Source organism: Paracoccus sp. DMF-8 (assembly GCF_029309835.1).
In the GTDB taxonomy this organism is placed as follows: Bacteria; Pseudomonadota; Alphaproteobacteria; order Rhodobacterales; family Rhodobacteraceae; genus Paracoccus.
The window spans coordinates 122,140-138,190 of record NZ_JARJHL010000018.1 but is presented as its reverse complement, the minus strand read 5'-3'; the positions used below and the strand labels follow the sequence as shown (position 1 = coordinate 138,190).

The 16,051-nt window shown below is 63.4% G+C and carries 15 protein-coding genes and 1 other RNA gene; 4 read left to right on the top strand and 12 right to left on the bottom strand.

Features of this window, described 5'->3' with window-relative positions; all coding sequences use genetic code 11:
* Positions 1-129 precede the first annotated feature (129 nt).
* A complete protein-coding gene (locus PE067_RS21140; protein WP_276191755.1) occupies positions 130-588 on the bottom strand; it encodes an Lrp/AsnC family transcriptional regulator in 459 nt (152 codons plus the stop codon).
* Positions 585-1,040 carry an Lrp/AsnC family transcriptional regulator gene (locus tag PE067_RS21135; protein WP_276191754.1) on the bottom strand — a complete coding sequence of 152 codons (456 nt, stop codon included), beginning with the start codon at positions 1,038-1,040 and terminating at the stop codon, positions 585-587. The genes PE067_RS21140 and PE067_RS21135 overlap by 4 nt, the downstream gene beginning before the upstream one ends.
* 128 nt (positions 1,041-1,168) lie before the next feature.
* Here PE067_RS21135 and ilvC point away from each other — a divergent pair, with 128 nt between their 5' ends.
* A complete protein-coding gene (gene ilvC / locus PE067_RS21130; RefSeq protein WP_276191753.1) occupies positions 1,169-2,191 on the top strand; it encodes a ketol-acid reductoisomerase in 1,023 nt (340 codons plus the stop codon).
* 246 nt (positions 2,192-2,437) lie between these two features.
* Here ilvC and rpmG read toward each other — a convergent pair whose 3' ends face one another.
* The 4 genes from rpmG to PE067_RS21110 form a co-directional block, all read right to left on the bottom strand.
* Positions 2,438-2,605 (bottom strand): 50S ribosomal protein L33, encoded by a 168-nt coding sequence (gene rpmG / locus PE067_RS21125; RefSeq protein WP_101752137.1) that lies wholly within the window; start codon positions 2,603-2,605, stop codon positions 2,438-2,440.
* A 135-nt stretch (positions 2,606-2,740) separates the two neighbouring features.
* Positions 2,741-3,199 carry a PAS domain-containing protein gene (locus PE067_RS21120; protein ID WP_276191750.1) on the bottom strand — a complete coding sequence of 153 codons (459 nt, stop codon included), beginning with the start codon at positions 3,197-3,199 and terminating at the stop codon, positions 2,741-2,743.
* A gap of 105 nt (positions 3,200-3,304) precedes the next feature.
* An RNA gene (rnpB, locus tag PE067_RS21115) (RNase P RNA component class A) lies at positions 3,305-3,678 on the bottom strand.
* A gap of 65 nt (positions 3,679-3,743) precedes the next feature.
* Complete coding sequence (locus PE067_RS21110; protein WP_276191749.1) at positions 3,744-4,169, bottom strand: helix-turn-helix domain-containing protein; 426 nt, start codon at positions 4,167-4,169, stop codon at positions 3,744-3,746.
* Between the two features lie 114 nt (positions 4,170-4,283).
* Between PE067_RS21110 and PE067_RS21105 the strand changes: the two genes are divergently transcribed.
* Positions 4,284-5,129 carry an SDR family oxidoreductase gene (locus PE067_RS21105; RefSeq protein WP_276191748.1) on the top strand — a complete coding sequence of 282 codons (846 nt, stop codon included), beginning with the start codon at positions 4,284-4,286 and terminating at the stop codon, positions 5,127-5,129.
* A gap of 6 nt (positions 5,130-5,135) precedes the next feature.
* Here PE067_RS21105 and PE067_RS21100 read toward each other — a convergent pair whose 3' ends face one another.
* From PE067_RS21100 to PE067_RS21075, 6 genes are all read right to left on the bottom strand, one after another.
* On the bottom strand, positions 5,136-7,553 hold the full coding sequence (locus PE067_RS21100) for a UvrD-helicase domain-containing protein (protein ID WP_276191746.1): 2,418 nt from the start codon (positions 7,551-7,553) through the stop codon (positions 5,136-5,138).
* Positions 7,554-7,599: 46 nt separating this feature from the next.
* Positions 7,600-7,863 (bottom strand): hypothetical protein, encoded by a 264-nt coding sequence (locus PE067_RS21095; protein WP_276191745.1) that lies wholly within the window; start codon positions 7,861-7,863, stop codon positions 7,600-7,602.
* Between the two features lie 44 nt (positions 7,864-7,907).
* Positions 7,908-8,870, bottom strand: coding sequence for a GTP cyclohydrolase FolE2 (gene folE2, locus PE067_RS21090; protein ID WP_276191744.1), 963 nt, complete (start codon positions 8,868-8,870; stop codon positions 7,908-7,910).
* A 180-nt stretch (positions 8,871-9,050) separates the two neighbouring features.
* Positions 9,051-10,235, bottom strand: coding sequence for an O-succinylhomoserine sulfhydrylase (metZ, locus tag PE067_RS21085; protein WP_276191743.1), 1,185 nt, complete (start codon positions 10,233-10,235; stop codon positions 9,051-9,053).
* A 56-nt stretch (positions 10,236-10,291) separates the two neighbouring features.
* The gene (locus tag PE067_RS21080; protein WP_276191742.1) at positions 10,292-10,909 is read right to left on the bottom strand and encodes an inner membrane-spanning protein YciB; all 618 of its coding nucleotides are present in this window, start codon (positions 10,907-10,909) and stop codon (positions 10,292-10,294) included.
* A gap of 42 nt (positions 10,910-10,951) precedes the next feature.
* Positions 10,952-12,124: a DUF1223 domain-containing protein gene (locus tag PE067_RS21075; protein ID WP_276191741.1), complete on the bottom strand. Its 1,173-nt coding sequence runs from the start codon at positions 12,122-12,124 to the stop codon at positions 10,952-10,954.
* A gap of 295 nt (positions 12,125-12,419) precedes the next feature.
* On the opposite strand from PE067_RS21075, the gene acnA reads away from it, so the two are divergent.
* Together acnA and PE067_RS21065 are read left to right on the top strand one after the other, a co-directional pair.
* A complete protein-coding gene (gene acnA, locus PE067_RS21070) occupies positions 12,420-15,176 on the top strand; it encodes an aconitate hydratase AcnA (protein WP_276191739.1) in 2,757 nt (918 codons plus the stop codon).
* 155 nt (positions 15,177-15,331) lie between these two features.
* Entirely contained in the window at positions 15,332-16,048 is a 717-nt protein-coding gene (locus PE067_RS21065; protein WP_276191738.1) for a VIT family protein, read from the top strand.
* The last annotated feature ends 3 nt before the right edge of the window (positions 16,049-16,051 follow it).

Genomic DNA, 16,051 nt, shown 5'->3' with positions numbered 1-16,051 from the left:
ATCCGGGACAGTCGGAAAGAAATTTCGTTAGCAAGCTAACTATAAATCCGGGGATCGTCAAGAATTCGCCCCAAAATTCTTGCGCGAAAAATTGACCCCGAAAAATTCCGCGCCCCACGGACCCGCCGCCTAAAGCGGCCCCGGCAGGCGTTCTTCGGACAGCATGACATTGGCCTCGACCTGCCCGATGCCCGGCAGGGTCATGATGCGGCGGCGCAGGATGCGTTCGAAATCGGCGATATCGCGGGCGATGATGCGCAGGCGATAGTCGAACTGGCCCAGAACGTGCTGGACCACCTGCACCTCGGGGATGGCGGTGACGGCGCGCTCGAATTCCTCCAGGCTGGTGCGGCCCTTGGCGGCCAGACGGATGCCCAGAAAAACGGTGACGCCAAAGCCTATGGCCGCCGCGTCCAGCTCGATCCGGCGCCCGGCAAGGACACCGGCATCGGTCAACTGGCGGATGCGGCGCCAGACGGCGGGCTGGGTCAGGCCCAGCTTGCGCCCGATTTCGGCGGCGGATTGGGTGGCGTCCTGCGACAGCAGCCGCAGGATCGCCAGATCGGTGGCATCGGCCTGCACGGTCATAGCGGCATGTCCTGCGTATCCTTGATCGTCGCGACCATCATCAGCGCATCGCTGTCCGCGACATGCGGCAGGGTCAGGATCTTTTCGCGATAGATCTGCTGCCAATGCGCCATGTCGCGCGCGATGACCGACAGCCGCAGATCGACCGAGCCCAGAAAGGTCTGGATCTCGGTCACCTCGGGCACCAGACGCGCGGCTGCGGTGAAATCGTCAAAGGCGCGGGGGTTGGTCTTGTCCAGCGTAAAGCGCAGGCTGACCTGCACCTCATAGCCCAGCTTACGCCAGTCGATCCGCCCCCGGATGGCACGGATCGTGCCGCTTGCGCGCAGCTTTTCCAACCTGCGCCACAGGCTGGCGGTGGTCACCCCTGCCCGCGCCGCCAGATCGGCATTGGCGGCCTGCGGGTCGGCCAGAAGATGACGCAGAATGCGGCGATCCGTTTCGTCTGGCATGATATTTTCAACTGATGAATATTATGGTTATGATTATTTCACATATACCCCGAAATCCGCGACAAATGAACTGGAAACCGGGCGCCGCGCTGATACAAACCCACCCAGCAAACAATGGAGGGCGCCCAATGCGCGTTTACTACGATCGCGACTGCGATGTGAACCTGATCAAGGACAAGAAAGTCGCCATGCTGGGCTATGGCAGCCAGGGCCATGCCCATGCGCTGAACCTGCGTGATTCGGGTGCGAAAAACGTCGTCGTCGCGCTGCGCGAAGGCTCGGCCTCGGCCAAGAAAGCCGAAGCCGAAGGGCTGAAGGTCATGGGCATCGCCGAAGCCGCCGCATGGGCCGACCTGATCATGTTCACCATGCCGGACGAACTGCAGGCCGAAACCTACCGCAAATACGTCCATGACAACATCCGCGAAGGCGCCGCGATTGCCTTTGCCCACGGTCTGAACATCCATTTCGGCCTGATCGAGCCGAAGCCGGGCGTCGACGTCATCATGATGGCCCCCAAAGGCCCCGGCCATACGGTTCGCGGCGAATACACCAAGGGCGGCGGCGTCCCCTGCCTGTTCGCGGTCCACAATGACGCGACCGGCAAGGCGCAGGACATCGCGCTGTCCTATTGCTCGGCCATCGGCGGCGGCCGTTCGGGCATCATCGAAACCAACTTCCGCCAGGAATGCGAAACCGACCTGTTCGGCGAGCAAGCCGTGCTGTGCGGCGGTCTGGTCGAACTGATCCGCATGGGCTTTGAAACCCTGGTCGAGGCTGGCTATGAGCCGGAAATGGCCTATTTCGAATGCCTGCACGAGGTCAAGCTGATCGTCGACCTGATCTATGAGGGCGGCATCGCGAACATGAACTACTCGATCTCGAACACCGCCGAATATGGCGAATATGTCAGCGGCCCGCGCGTCCTGCCCTATGAGGAAACCAAGGCCCGCATGAAAGCCGTGCTGACCGACATCCAGACCGGCAAGTTCGTGCGCGACTTCATGCAGGAAAACGCCGTCGGCCAGCCCTTCTTCAAGGCGACCCGCCGCATCAACGACGAACACCAGATCGAACAGGTCGGTGAAAAGCTGCGCGCCATGATGCCGTGGATCTCCTCGGGCAAGATGGTCGACAAATCGCGCAACTGATCGCGCCCGAGTGACAGAAAAGCCCCGCCTTGGCGGGGCTTTTTTTCTAGAATGTGCAGTTGGGGGCCGGGCAGAGGTGCGGCTTTCGATGCAGGGGCAAGGCCCGATACACCGAACCGCGCCCGATTCCGCAAAAGAACCACGGAAACGAAAAAGACGCCGCGATCTGCGGCGTCCACCCTGGCCCTGTGCGGGCGCTCTGTCATGCCGGATGGCCGCAATGCGGCGATCCGCAGGCAAGGATCATTACTTGATCTTGCCTTCCTTGTATTCGACATGTTTACGGACGACCGGGTCGTATTTGTTGACCGTCATTTTTTCGGTCATCGTGCGGGCGTTTTTCTTGGTGACGTAGAAATGCCCGGTCCCGGCCGATGAGTTCAGACGGATCTTGATCGTCGTCGGCTTCGCCATGGTTATCGCTCCTGCTGCGGGGCATGAGCGGTCTGCCGCGATTCACCCCAGAAATTCCGTTGGAAGCCGCCTTTTAATCGCGCAGGGGGCGAAGTCAACCGCAAAAGCGGTGGTTTTGCCGGGATTTCGCAAGTTTCAGGCGTCCTGCGCGATACATAGCACATGAGAGACGGCGCCAGAAGCATCCTCGACCGGGGCGATGGTCAGATTGCAGGACAGCGGCAGGCCCCGATGGTCGCGGCTTTGGACGGTCAGCCGGGTCGTGTCGCCGTCCAGCGCGTCGTCGAAGGCGCCGGCCAGCATCTGGCTGTCATGATCCGGCCATAATTCCAGCCACTTGCGATGGCCGACACCCGCCCCGCCCTGCTGGTCGAATCTGGCAAGTCCGGGCTGGTTGGCGAAAACCACCCTGCCCCCGGTCGAGATCAGATAGATGCTTTCGGGCAGGCTGCGCATCAGGACCAGCGCCAGGGCGGCATTGCTGCCCTCGGCCGGGCGCAAAGCCGTGGGGGTATCCGCGCCCGCCCCGACAGGGGGCAGCGGCGTTTCGGCGCCCAAGGAATCCGAGGTGGCAAGTGACTCGTGCAAACGCATCTCTCTCACCGGAAATATGCTGCGAGCAGCCGCAGCCCACCCAGTAAGAAGTGCTTAAGTCATTCTGTCAAGAAATTCGCACAGCCAAAGTTGTATGCAGAAAAAATACGCAGATGGCCTGTAAGCCGGATTCTGTTCCGGGGTTGCCCCCTTCGATGACCATTCCTCTAGCCCCGCCATTGCTGACGGGGTCTGGCTGCCAACCCGGACCTGCTCGGGCGAAAGCAGCCCTGCCTTGCGGCGCGCGGTCCCTATTCGGCATTGCTCCCGGTGGGGCTTGCCATGCCGGTCCGGTTGCCCGTCCCGCGGTGGGCTCTTACCCCACCGTTTCACCCTTGCCCGCGTCAGGCGCGGGCGGTTTGTTTTCTGTGGCGCTTTCCACGGGGTTGCCCCCGCCGGGCGTTACCCGGCACCGTGCCTTCATGGAGTCCGGACTTTCCTCGCGGGCATGACGCCCCCGCGGCCATCCGGCCATCTGCGTATCGGGCAGATAGGGCCAAGGGCGGGCGCGGTCAAGAGTGGGCGCGGTCAAGGGTGCAGGCGGTCAGGCGACCGGTGGGGCAGCACCGTGATCCTGGTCGCCAGCGGGGGGATCTGCGGGGGCATCGGGCCAGCCCTGCACGATCCGGGGCAGGCTTTCCTCGATCCAGTCGGCAAGGGCGGTGACATGGGTCGCGGCCTGCTGGCCAAGCGGCGTCAGCGAATATTCGACATGCGGCGGCACCGTCCGGAAATCGCGGCGCAGCACCATGCTGTCGGCTTCCAGCCATTGCAGGGTCTGGGCCAGCATCCTTTCGCTGACCCCGCCGATCTGGCGCCGGATCGCCGAAAAGCGATGCGGGCCATTGCGCAGGACCATCAGCACCAACACGCCCCAACGGCTGGTCAGATGCTTCAGCACCTCGCGCGAGGGGCAGCTTGCCGCCAGCAGGTCGCCGCGCTGCTGGTCGATGGCTTCGGAAAGTTTCATACTTACATTCCTGTGCGTTCTTACTTTTCGTTCGTGTCGGATCTAGATGTGCCTCATCAGGGCGGATCGCAAGCCGGTTTGACCCCGAAACCCGGAAAATGACAGGAGAAGACCATGACAATCGCAATCACCGGCGCCACCGGCCAGTTGGGCCAGCTTGTCGTCCAGTCGCTGAAGGCCCGCATTCCCGCCGACCGGATCGTCGCGCTGGTCCGCAATCCCGCCAAGGCGCAGGCTTTGGGGGTTCAGGCCCGCGCCTTTGACTATACCCAACCTGTCGAAGATCTGGCCGCCGCGCTGCAAGGCATCGACCGGCTGCTGCTGATTTCCTCGAACGAGATCGGCCAGCGCGGCAGCCAGCACCGCAACGTCATCGCCGCAGCCGAACAGGCGGGCGTCGGGCAGATCACCTATACCAGCCTGCTGCATGCCGACCGCTCGCCCCTCAGCCTTGCGGGCGAACATGTCGAAACCGAGGCCGCGCTGAAGGCATCCGTCCTGCCCCATGTCATCCTGCGCAACGGCTGGTATGCCGAGAATTACACCGGGTCGCTGCCTGCGGCACTGGCCCATGGCGCGCTGATCGGCGCGGCGGGCACGGGCCGGATTTCCGCCGCGACCCGTCAGGATTACGCCGATGCCGCCGCCGTGGTGCTGACCACCGAAGGTCATGCGGGCAAGACCTATGAGTTGGCCGCCGATACCGCATGGACGCTGGCCGATCTGGCAACCGAGCTTTCGGCGCAATCGGGCAAACAGATCCCCTATCACAACCTGTCGCAGGCCGATTACGCGGCTGCGCTGGTGCAGGCCGGGCTGCCCGAAGGGCTGGCCGAGGCGATTGCCGGTTGGGACAGCGGCGCCGCACAGGACGCGCTGTTCGACGACAGCCGCGTGCTGTCGGGGCTGATCGGCCGTCCGACCACCAGCCTTGCCGATGCGGTGCGCGCCGCGCTGTAAGGCGCCCTAGAACGGCACATCATCAAGGCCGCCCTGTGACGCTGCGCCCTGCGACGCGGGCGTCACATAAGCGGCCTTGATATTCTTGAAACCCGTGGGGAATTCGACCATCAGCGTGTCTTCGGTGATGCCCATGATCGTGCCATTGCCGAATTTCTGGTGAAAGACCCGATCACCCACCGAAAAACCGGCGGCGGGGTCGGCGTCGATGGTGACCGGCTTGCGATGGACCGGCTGCGGGCGCTGGCCCGCGCGGTCCTGCATCCGCTTCCAGCCCGGCGAGTTATAGACATCGGCCCCGGCCGCGCGGTCATGCAGGGAATTACCCGCCAGACCGCCGCCGCCAAAGCCCTGCGCCGCCGCGCCATAGCCGCCGCCATACAGGCCGGGCGGGGTCAGCACCTCGATATGCGCCTCGGGCAATTCGTCGATGAAACGCGAGGGCAAGGACGACTGCCATTGCCCATACATCCGGCGGTTTCCGGCAAAGCTGATCGTCGCCAGTTCCTCGGCCCGGGTGATGCCGACATAGGCCAGACGGCGTTCTTCCTCCAGCCCACGCGTGCCGGTTTCGTCCATGCTGCGCTGACTGGGGAACAGACCGTCTTCCCAGCCCGGCAGAAAGACGATGGGATATTCCAGACCCTTGGCGGCATGCAGGGTCATGATGCTGACCTCCTCGGCCTGCTCGCCCCGGTCGACATCCATGACCAGCGCGACATGTTCCAGAAAACCCTGAATGTTTTCAAATTCTTCCAGCGCCTTTATCAATTCCTTCAGGTTGTCCAGACGGCCCGGCGCATCCGGGTTCTTGTCATTCTGCCACATCGCGGTATAGCCGGATCTGTCCAGGATCCGTTCGGCAAGCTCGACATGGTTCACGGTGCTGTCGATGGCATCGGCATGCCAGCGGCCCATGTTTTCGGTGAACTGACGCAGCGCGCCCGCGCCCTTGCCGCCAAGCGCACCACCCGCGACGGCAGCCACCGCGCCCTCGATCAGGGACAGGCCTCGCGCGCGCGCCTCGCGCTGGATGGTCTGCACCGCCTTGTCGCCAAGCCCGCGTTTCGGGACATTGACGATGCGTTCGAATGCCAGATCATCCTCGGGGCTGACGGCCAGCCGGAAATAGGCCATGGCGTCGCGGATTTCCTGCCGTTCGTAGAAACGCGGGCCGCCGATGACGCGATAGGGCAGTCCGATGGTCATGAAACGGTCCTCGAAGGCGCGCATCTGATGGGACGCACGGACGAGGATCGCGATATCGTTCAGGCTGCGGCGGCCGATCTGGCGGCGGTGGCCGCCCTGAAACGCCTCGATCTCCTCGCCGATCCAGCGGGCCTCGGCCTCGCTGTCCCAATGGCCGATCAGGCGGACCTGTTCGCCGCCCTGCGCCTCGGTCCAGAGCGTCTTGCCAAGCCGCCCGCTATTGGCGGCAATCAACCCCGAGGCCGCCGCCAGAATATGCGGGGTCGAGCGGTAATTCTGTTCCAGCCGGATCACCTGAGCGCCCGGAAAATCGCTTTCAAAGCGCAGGATATTGTCGACCTCGGCCCCGCGCCAGCCATAGATCGACTGGTCGTCATCGCCGACCACGCAGATATTGTGATGCGCCTGCGCCAGCAGACGCAGCCACAGATATTGTGCGGTATTGGTGTCCTGATATTCGTCCACCAGAATATAGCGGAAACGGTCCTGCCACTGTTTCAGCACATCCGGGTGCGCCTGAAAGATCGTCACGCAATGCAGCAGCAGATCGCCGAAATCGACGGCGTTCAGCGTCAGCAGCCGGTCCTGATAGGCCTGATACAGCCGCACGCCCCAGCCATCATAGGCGCGGGCATCGGATTTCGGCACGCGCGCGGGTGTCAGCGCGCGGTTTTTCCAGCCGTCGATCAGCCCCGCAAGTTGCCGCGCGGGCCAGCGCTTTTCGTCGATCCCTTCGGCGGCGATCAACTGTTTCAGCAGGCGGATCTGGTCGTCGGTGTCCAGAATGGTGAAGCTGGGTTTCAGATGGGTGTCGGCATTGCCGACCAGTTCGGCGTGGCGGCGCAGGATTTTCACGCTGACAGAGTGAAAGGTGCCCAGCCAAGGCATGCCCTCGACCGCCTCGCCCAGCAGGCGGGCGATGCGGTCCTTCATCTCGCGGGCGGCCTTGTTCGTGAAGGTCACGGCCAGAATCTGGCCGGGCCGCGCCTGCCCCTGCATCAGAAGATGCGCGATCCGCGTGCTCAGCGCCCGGGTCTTGCCGGTGCCCGCGCCTGCCAGCAGCAGGACCGGCCCGTCCAGCGTTTCCACCGCCGCGCGCTGCGCCGGGTTCAGCCCCTCCAGATAGGGCGCAGGCCGGGCGCCCATGGCGCGCTGCGACAGGGGAACGGGGGCGGCGGCTGCCTCGAATGCATCGGAGTCGTCGTAATCGCTCATGCCCGGAACATAGTCGCGTGCGGCGAAGGGGGGAAGTCTTTTGTTCTTATTTCGTTCCAAAAGACTGGGCGACAGCGATCAGAAGCCAGAAAAACAAGTTGAACAGGACAAAGAACACGACGGCGACCAGCGTGAAACGCCAGCCCGCCGGGCGGTTGTCCGGGTGCATCCGTTCCAGAAAGCCCTGGCCGTCAGTCAGGGGATTTCCATATAGCCAGACGAAAGCGAGCCAGCCAGACAGCCGCCCTTCGGCACGGCGACGGTCCCGCCAGGCCGGATAGTCGTCGAGGTAACAAAGACGAAACGCCATCAACCGCGCCAGCATCCCCGACGCAATAAAAGCAGCAAGTTCGCTCAGGCGCGCAGCCCGGCGAATGTCATCGGGTCCAGACTTTGCTGGGCAAAGGTGTCGCCGCTGGTCAGCAGGCTGACCGCATCATGGGAATGCAGCGATTCCTGATGGCTGGCGGTGATGCGGAAATCGCCGATGCGCGGCTCGGCCAGAAGCTGGTCAGCAAAGGCGCGGACCGCATCCTCGACAAAGATCGGGTTGGCGGCGTTCAGTTCGGCGAATGCCTGTTCGTCCTCGCGCTTGACCATCACCTGAGTTTCCGTGGGCACGGCGGCGCGGCACAGATCGACCAGATCCTCGAACCACAGCTTGTCATCGCCCTGCATCACCACCGAAATCCGCGCGATCGAACGCTGCGAATGCGGCGTGGCCAGCTGGCTGCGGCTGTTGCGGGCATGTTCCGACAATTCCAGCGAACAGGGGCAGGTCGAGCTGTAGACGTAATCGAAATGCATGATCCGCAGCCGTTCCCCGGCACGGTCGATCAGTTCCAGCGCGATGTCGTAATATTGCCAGCCCGACAGGCCCGAACGCAGCGATTCCACCTGCATCGGATAGGACAGCCGCATCTGGATACGCGCGTCGAAAGCGTCCAGATCGGTCTTGTAATCATCCAGCGCCGCCGCCAGCACGTCCATGCTGAAGCGTTTCCCGGCATGGCCGTAGAAGGACCGCATGATCCGGCTCATATTGATGCCCTTGCGGTCGGCATCCAGACTGACCGTGCCGGTCACGCTGGTCTCCAGCGTGGTTTCGCCCCCTGCCCGCGTCTGATAGCGAATCGGCAGGCGGAAATTCGAGATGCCGACATGCTGGATCGGGCGATTCGCGCCGACGATCAGGCTGGCCGGGCCGTTCTGCAGATCGGGCAAGGATGCCTTGTAGGCCTCATCGACCTTGAAGTCGGCAGGATAGCTCCGGCTATAGACCGGTTGAGCGGGCGAGACGGGACGCACATGGGTCATGGCATTCTCCTCGGGGCATTCCAAACGGGGCGGAACCTGCGTTCAGGCAGGGCATCGGCGCAGACTGACAGAACCCGAATATGGGCACGAGGGTTCCCGAAAGAAACCCCCGCATTTGGTATGATAAGGAAAGAAATATTCCCGCCAAGCAAAACAATACGTTCCGCCTGAAAAACCGGCCTAGCCCGCCAGCGCCTGACGCAGATCGGCGATCAGGTCGTCGTGATGTTCCAGCCCGATCGACAGGCGCAGCAGGCCCGGCGTGATGCCCAGTTCCGCCTTTGCCTCATCCGACAGGCGCGAATGGGTGGTTGTCGCGGGATGGGTCGCGATGGATTTCGCATCGCCCAGATTGTTCGAGATCTTGAAGATCCGCATCCGGTTCATCGCGGCGAATGCGGCGTCCTTGCTGCCCGTATCGACGGCGATCATCGTCCCGCCCGAACCCATCTGCCGCTGCGCCAGCGCATGCTGCGGGTGATCGGCCAGACCGGGATAGATCACGCGGGTCAGGCGGCTGTCGCCCTGCAACGCTGCGGCAATCGCCGCCGCGCTGTCGGATTGCGCGCGCACGCGCAGGTCCATCGTCGTCAAACCGTTCAGCAGCAGCCAGGCGTTGAAGGGGCTGATCGCGCCGCCGGTATGTTTCATATAGGGCTCGGCCACCTCGCGGACGAAATGACGGGTGCCGCAGATCACGCCGCCAAGACAGCGCCCTGCCCCGTCGATGTGCTTGGTCGCCGAATAGACGACGATATCGGCGCCCTGTTCGACCGCGCGCGAATAGACGGGCGTGGTAAAGACGTTGTCCACTACGACCAGCGCGCCCGCGTCATGGGCGATCCGGGCGACGGCTTCGATATCGACGATGTCCAGCGTCGGGTTCGACACGGTTTCAAAGAACACCGCCTTGGTGCCCGGACGCACGGCGGCCCGCCATTGATCCAGGTCGGTGCCATCGACAAAGCTGACCTGAACGCCGAATTTCTGCAGCACATCAAGAACATACAGGCACGACCCGAACAGCGCGCGCGACGACACGATGTGATCGCCGGGGCCGACCATCGCCATCAGCGCGCCATTGACGGCCGCCATGCCGCTGGCGGTCGCGAATGCGTCCTCGGTGCCTTCCAGGTCGGCGATGCGATCCTCGAACATGCGCGAGGTCGGATTGCCGTAGCGTGCATAGATGAATTCGTCGGGCCCGGACTTGATGAACCGCGCCTCGGCCTGCTCGGCGCTGTCATAGGCAAAGCCCTGCGTCATGAACAGGGCTTCCGCCATTTCACCATATTGGCTGCGGCGGGTGCCGTGATGCACGGCGCGGGTGCGGGGGTGAAATCCGGGGTCTTCTGTGTCTGACATGGCGGCCATCCTGTTCTGATCTGGCCGGGTTACTCCTGTCAGGTCCGGTGTCAAGGTCAGGATTCGCTGCCGTCGCCGTCCTTGGTCAGCGCATAGCGTTCGAACAGTTTCGCATTGCCAAGGAAAAAGCCCATCATGATGATGACCAGACCAAAGGTCTTGAAATAGACCCAGGCGGTCTGGGACATGGTGTGGCGGACGATTTCATTCAGCGCGGCCATGCACAGAAACAGGATGACAAGGCGCAGGGTCAGGATACGCCAGCCCTCGGGCTGCATGGGGATCGTGTCGGACAGCACCATCTGCAGCCAGTTGCGGCGCAGCGCAAGGCTGGCGCCAAGGATCGCGGCAAAGAACAGATACAGGATGGTCGGCTTCATTTCCAGAAACCGCGGATCGTTCAGCCAGGCGGTCAGCCCGCCGAACAGCACCACCAGCACCAGCGTCATGACCTGCATCGCCGATAGCTTGCCGGTCAGCTTCCACAGGATCGCGGTCGCCACGACCTGCGCGGGAACAAAGACCATCGTGGCAATGACAAAGCCCTGATATTCGGTCCCGCCCAGCATGACGGTGCGGTTGCGCAGCAGCAGAAAGATCGCAAAGAACAGAAGCGCGGGCCCCAGTTCCAGCACCGGCTTGACCCATGGGGCGAGTTTGCGGTCCTCGGTCATCTTTGATCCTTGTCGTTTTATTCATAGTCCTGCGCGCAGAACCTAATCCAGTTTCACCGCCGCGAGGATCGGCCCCGCGACCAGCCCCTTGCGGCCCAGTTGCTGGGCCAGAATGGCGTGTCGGGTGTCGTCGGGAAAGCTTTGATCGGCATTCGAGGCCGCCTTGACATTCAGCCGCAGCGGCGCCCGGCCATCCCAATCGGCGACCTTTTCGACAGCCACCACGACATTGCGATAGGTGACCTGAATGCCGCGGTTTTCACCGGCGCGGATCGTCACCTGCCGTTCAGGCGCATAGCGGATCAGCAAAATCGCAGTGCTGTTGCGCAGCCTTGCGCGCGGGGTCAGTTCTATCTGGAACGTATCGCCGACCTGCGACGAGGTCACCGACACGGCGACCGGCCGGGCCATCTGCGCCTCGATCATCGCGATCAGTTCGGCGGGGCGCAGGTCGATCAGCGTTTCCGATCCGCCGACCAGAATCTGCGGCGTATAGATCGAACGCTCACCGGCGTTGCAGGCGTAATCTTTCTGGCGTCTGGTGAATTCGGGGCGGGCGAATTCATCGGCCCAACCCAGATAATCCCAGTAATCGACATGCCAGGACAGGGCCAGCACATCGGCGCGTCCCGACAGGTCGCCCAGCATCGCATCCGCAGGCGGGCAGGACGAACAGCCCTGCGAGGTGAACAGCTCGACCACCACCGGCGGATGAAGCTGCGGGCCGGGCGTTCCGGCGGCGAAACGCGCGATCGCCGGGGATTGCGCCGGAACCGGGCTGGTTTCCAGGAACTGATTCTGCAATTGCGGATCGGCGGCCATGGTTTCGGCGTCATAGGCCGCCTGCCCCTCGGGCGCCTCGATCAGGCCGACGGTGCTGTCGACCGCGCCGCCGGTCGCATCCTCGACCACGCCACCGACGGCACCGGTCACCGCATCCACCACCTCGCCAAGATCGGGTGCCGCACCATGTTCAACGGCAGTCCGGGCCGTGCCGCCGGACAGATCCGCGCCCGCACCTGCCCCGTCATGACCCATCCCGGCGTCCATTTCGGCACCCGTCCCGACGCCCGGCGCAGGCAGGACCGTCGTGCCCACCTCACCATCCTGCGCAAAGACCGGTCCCGACATCGTGGCCGTGATGCCCAGGGCGGCAGCGGTCAGAAAACCCAGACAGATGTCACGGGAAAGACGCTTTCTGCCGTCATAACTCATCTTGTCGCGTGATATCATGTCGCCCGTGCTGCCGCTTGCCCTATGACCGGGACATCAGAACCCGGACCCGACCACCTAATGCCTTCGGCGCCGATCTGCCAAATCAAGGCTTTGTTAGCATTGCGGATGAACCACACACAAGTTGCCACCCCGCAACATGCGGGACATGCCGCGAAATTTCTGCATACTTTTGTATACCAAAATGCACTCCAGCCCTTGCACGGGTCTTTCAAAAGGCCCAAATGACTGGCAGGATTGCGAATAGCCACCTTTGCAACGTTAGGGGAGCCGAGCCATGCCTATCGAAACGGGTCAAGATACCTCGAAAACACGCCGCAGCCTGAATGTCGGCGGCAAGAGCTACGCCTATTACTCGATCCCTGCGGCGACCGAGGCGGGTCTGGGCGATTTCTCTCGCCTTCCGGCCGCGCTGAAGGTCGTGCTCGAAAACATGCTGCGTTTCGAAGACGGCGGCCGCACGGTCAGCATCGAGGACATCAGGGCATTCGCCGAATGGGCGACGCTTGGCGGCAAAAATCCGCGCGAAATCGCCTATCGCCCGGCCCGTGTGCTGATGCAGGATTTCACCGGCGTTCCGGCCGTGGTCGATCTGGCCGCGATGCGTGACGGCATCAAGTCGCTTGGCGGCGATGCCCAGAAAATCAACCCGCTGAACCCGGTCGATCTGGTCATCGACCACTCGGTCATGATCGACGACTTCGGCAACCCGCGCGCCTTCCAGCGCAACGTCGATCTGGAATATGAACGCAATATGGAACGCTACCAGTTCCTGAAATGGGGCCAGAACGCGTTCAACAATTTCCGCGTCGTGCCGCCGGGAACCGGGATCTGCCATCAGGTGAACCTGGAATATCTGGCCCAGACCGTCTGGACCGACACCGACCAGAACGGCGAAACCGTGGCATATCCCGACACCCTGGTCGGCACCGACAGCCATACCACCATGGTGAACGGGCTTGCCGTTCTGGGCTGGGGCGTCGGCGGGATCGAGGCCGAGGCCGCGATGCTGGGTCAGCCCGTATCCATGCTGATCCCCGAGGTCGTCGGCTTCAAGCTGACCGGCAAGATGGTCGAGGGCACCACCGCCACCGATCTGGTACTGAAGGTCGTGGCCATGCTGCGTAAAAAGGGCGTGGTCGGCAAATTCGTCGAATTCTACGGCGACGGGCTGGATCACCTGCCGCTGGCCGACCGCGCGACCATCGCCAACATGGCGCCCGAATACGGCGCGACCTGCGGCTTTTTCCCGATCGACAATGAAACCCTGCGCTATCTGCGCAACACCGGCCGCGACGAGGATCGCATCGCGCTGGTCGAAGCCTATGCCAGGGAAAACGGCTTCTGGCGCGGTGCGGATTACGAACCCGTCTATACCGACACGCTGCATCTGGACATGGGCGATATCGTTCCGGCGATTTCCGGCCCGAAACGCCCGCAGGACTATCTGCCGCTGACCGACTCGGCCCGCGCCTTCTACAAGGTCGTGGCCGAATATCGCGGCATCGACGTCTCGCCCGACGCAAACGACATGGGGGCCGAGGGTGGCGCCATCGTCGCCCCCGCCCGCGATGCCCGCAGGACCGTCGAGGTCGAGGGCAAGGATTACACCATCCGCGACGGTTCGGTGGTGATCGCGGCGATTACAAGCTGCACCAACACCTCGAACCCCTATGTGATGATCGGGGCCGGTCTGGTCGCCCGCAAGGCGCGCGAACTGGGCCTGAACCGCAAGCCCAGGGTCAAGACCTCGCTGGCGCCGGGATCGCAGGTCGTGGCCGAATATCTGGAAGCCGCCGGGCTGCAAGAGGATCTGGATGCCATCGGCTTCAACCTCGTCGGCTTCGGCTGCACGACCTGTATCGGCAACTCGGGCCCGCTTGGCGATCCGGCGATTTCCAAGGCGATTGCCGACAACGATCTGGTCGCCACCGCCGTCCTGTCGGGCAACCGCAACTTCGAAGGCCGGATCAGCCCGGATGTGCGGGCGAACTTCCTCGCCTCGCCGCCCTTGGTCGTGGCCTATGCCATTGCGGGCGACCTGAACGTCAACCTGACCCGCGATCCCATCGGCCAGACGCCCGAGGGCCGCGACGTCTATCTGAAAGACATCTGGCCGACCAATCAGGAAATCGCCGATCTGGTCCACAGGACCGTGACCCGCGAAGCCTTCCAGTCGAAATACGCCGATGTCTTCAAGGGTGATGAGCGTTGGCAGGCGGTCGAGGTCACCGACAGCGAGACCTATGACTGGCCGGCGACCTCGACCTATATCCAGAACCCGCCCTATTTCCAGGGCATGGCGAAAGAGGCGGGCGAGATCACCGACATCAAGGGCGCGCGTGTTCTGGCGATTCTGGGCGACATGATCACGACCGACCACATCAGCCCCGCCGGTTCCTTTAAGCCGACAACGCCCGCCGGCCAGTATCTGACCGAACGTCAGGTGGCGCCGAAGGATTTCAACAGCTACGGTTCGCGTCGCGGCAACCACGAGGTGATGATGCGCGGCACCTTCGCCAATATCCGCATCCGGAACGAGATGCTGGACGGGGTCGAGGGCGGCTATACCAAGGGCCCGAACGGCGAACAGACCACGATTTTCGACGCCTCGATGAAATATCAGCAAGCGGGCATTCCGCTGGTGATCTTTGGCGGCATCGAATATGGCGCAGGGTCGTCGCGGGACTGGGCGGCCAAGGGCACCAACCTGCTGGGCGTCAAGGCGGTGATCGCGGAATCATTCGAACGCATCCACCGTTCCAATCTGGTCGGCATGGGCGTCATCCCCTTCGAATTCACCGGGGGCGACAACCGCAAGACGCTGAACCTGAAGGGCGACGAGGTCGTCTCGATCGACGGGTTGGCGGGCGATTTCAAGCCGCTGTCGCTGGTGCCCTGCACCATCCGCTATGCCGACGGCAGCGAAGAGGTCATCCAGTTGAAGGCCCGCGTCGATACCGAGGTGGAAATCGAATATCTGGAAAACGGCGGCGTGCTGCATTATGTGCTGCGCAACCTTGCCAAGGCCTGATCCGCGCCTTGAACCTATTGAAAATCCCCGGTTTCCGCCGGGGCTTTTTCTGTTGTCCGGGCCTGTGCTTTGTCGGGAAAGCGGCTAAAGTCCGACGCGACAGCCAGCTTTTCGGAACGCCAGCCCAACATCACGTCACTATGGGAATTTCCGACATGAGAACCTCGCCCCCCATTGCTAGCGCCCATCCCGATGATCCCCATTACGTCAGCCGCCTTGGCTGGCTGCGTGCCGCCGTGCTGGGCGCGAATGACGGGATCGTATCGGTCGGCGCGCTGATCATGGGGGTCGCGGCTGCCGACAGCGATATGCGCACGACCCTGATCGCCGGAGTCGCGGCGCTCAGCGCGGGTGCCCTGTCCATGGCGGCGGGCGAATATGTCAGCGTCAGTTCCCAATCCGACACCGAACGCGCCGATATCGCGCGCGAACGCGACGCCCTGCACAGCGATCCCGAAGGCGAGCTGGCCGAACTGGCCCGGATCTATCAGGATCGCGGCATGAGCCGCGACACCGCCCTGCAGGCCGCGCGCGAGGTCAGCGCCCATGATGCGCTGGCCGCCCATATCCGCGACGAAATCGGCCTGACCGACACGTCAAGCGCCAATCCGCTGCAAGCGGCCCTGACCTCGGCGCTGACCTTCAGCGTCGCGGGCGCGGTGCCCTTGCTCGCGGCATGGCTGGCGCCGCCCGCGCTGGTGCTGGTCACCGTGCTGGTCGCGGTCTTGCTGGCGCTGGCCGTGCTGGGCGCGATCGGGGCCAAGGCGGGCGCGGCCCTGGTCCTGCCTGCCGTCACCCGCGTCGTGGTCTGGGGCGCCATCGCGCTTGGCATCACCGCAGGGGTCGGCAAGATCTTTGGCATCGCGGCCTGAGCA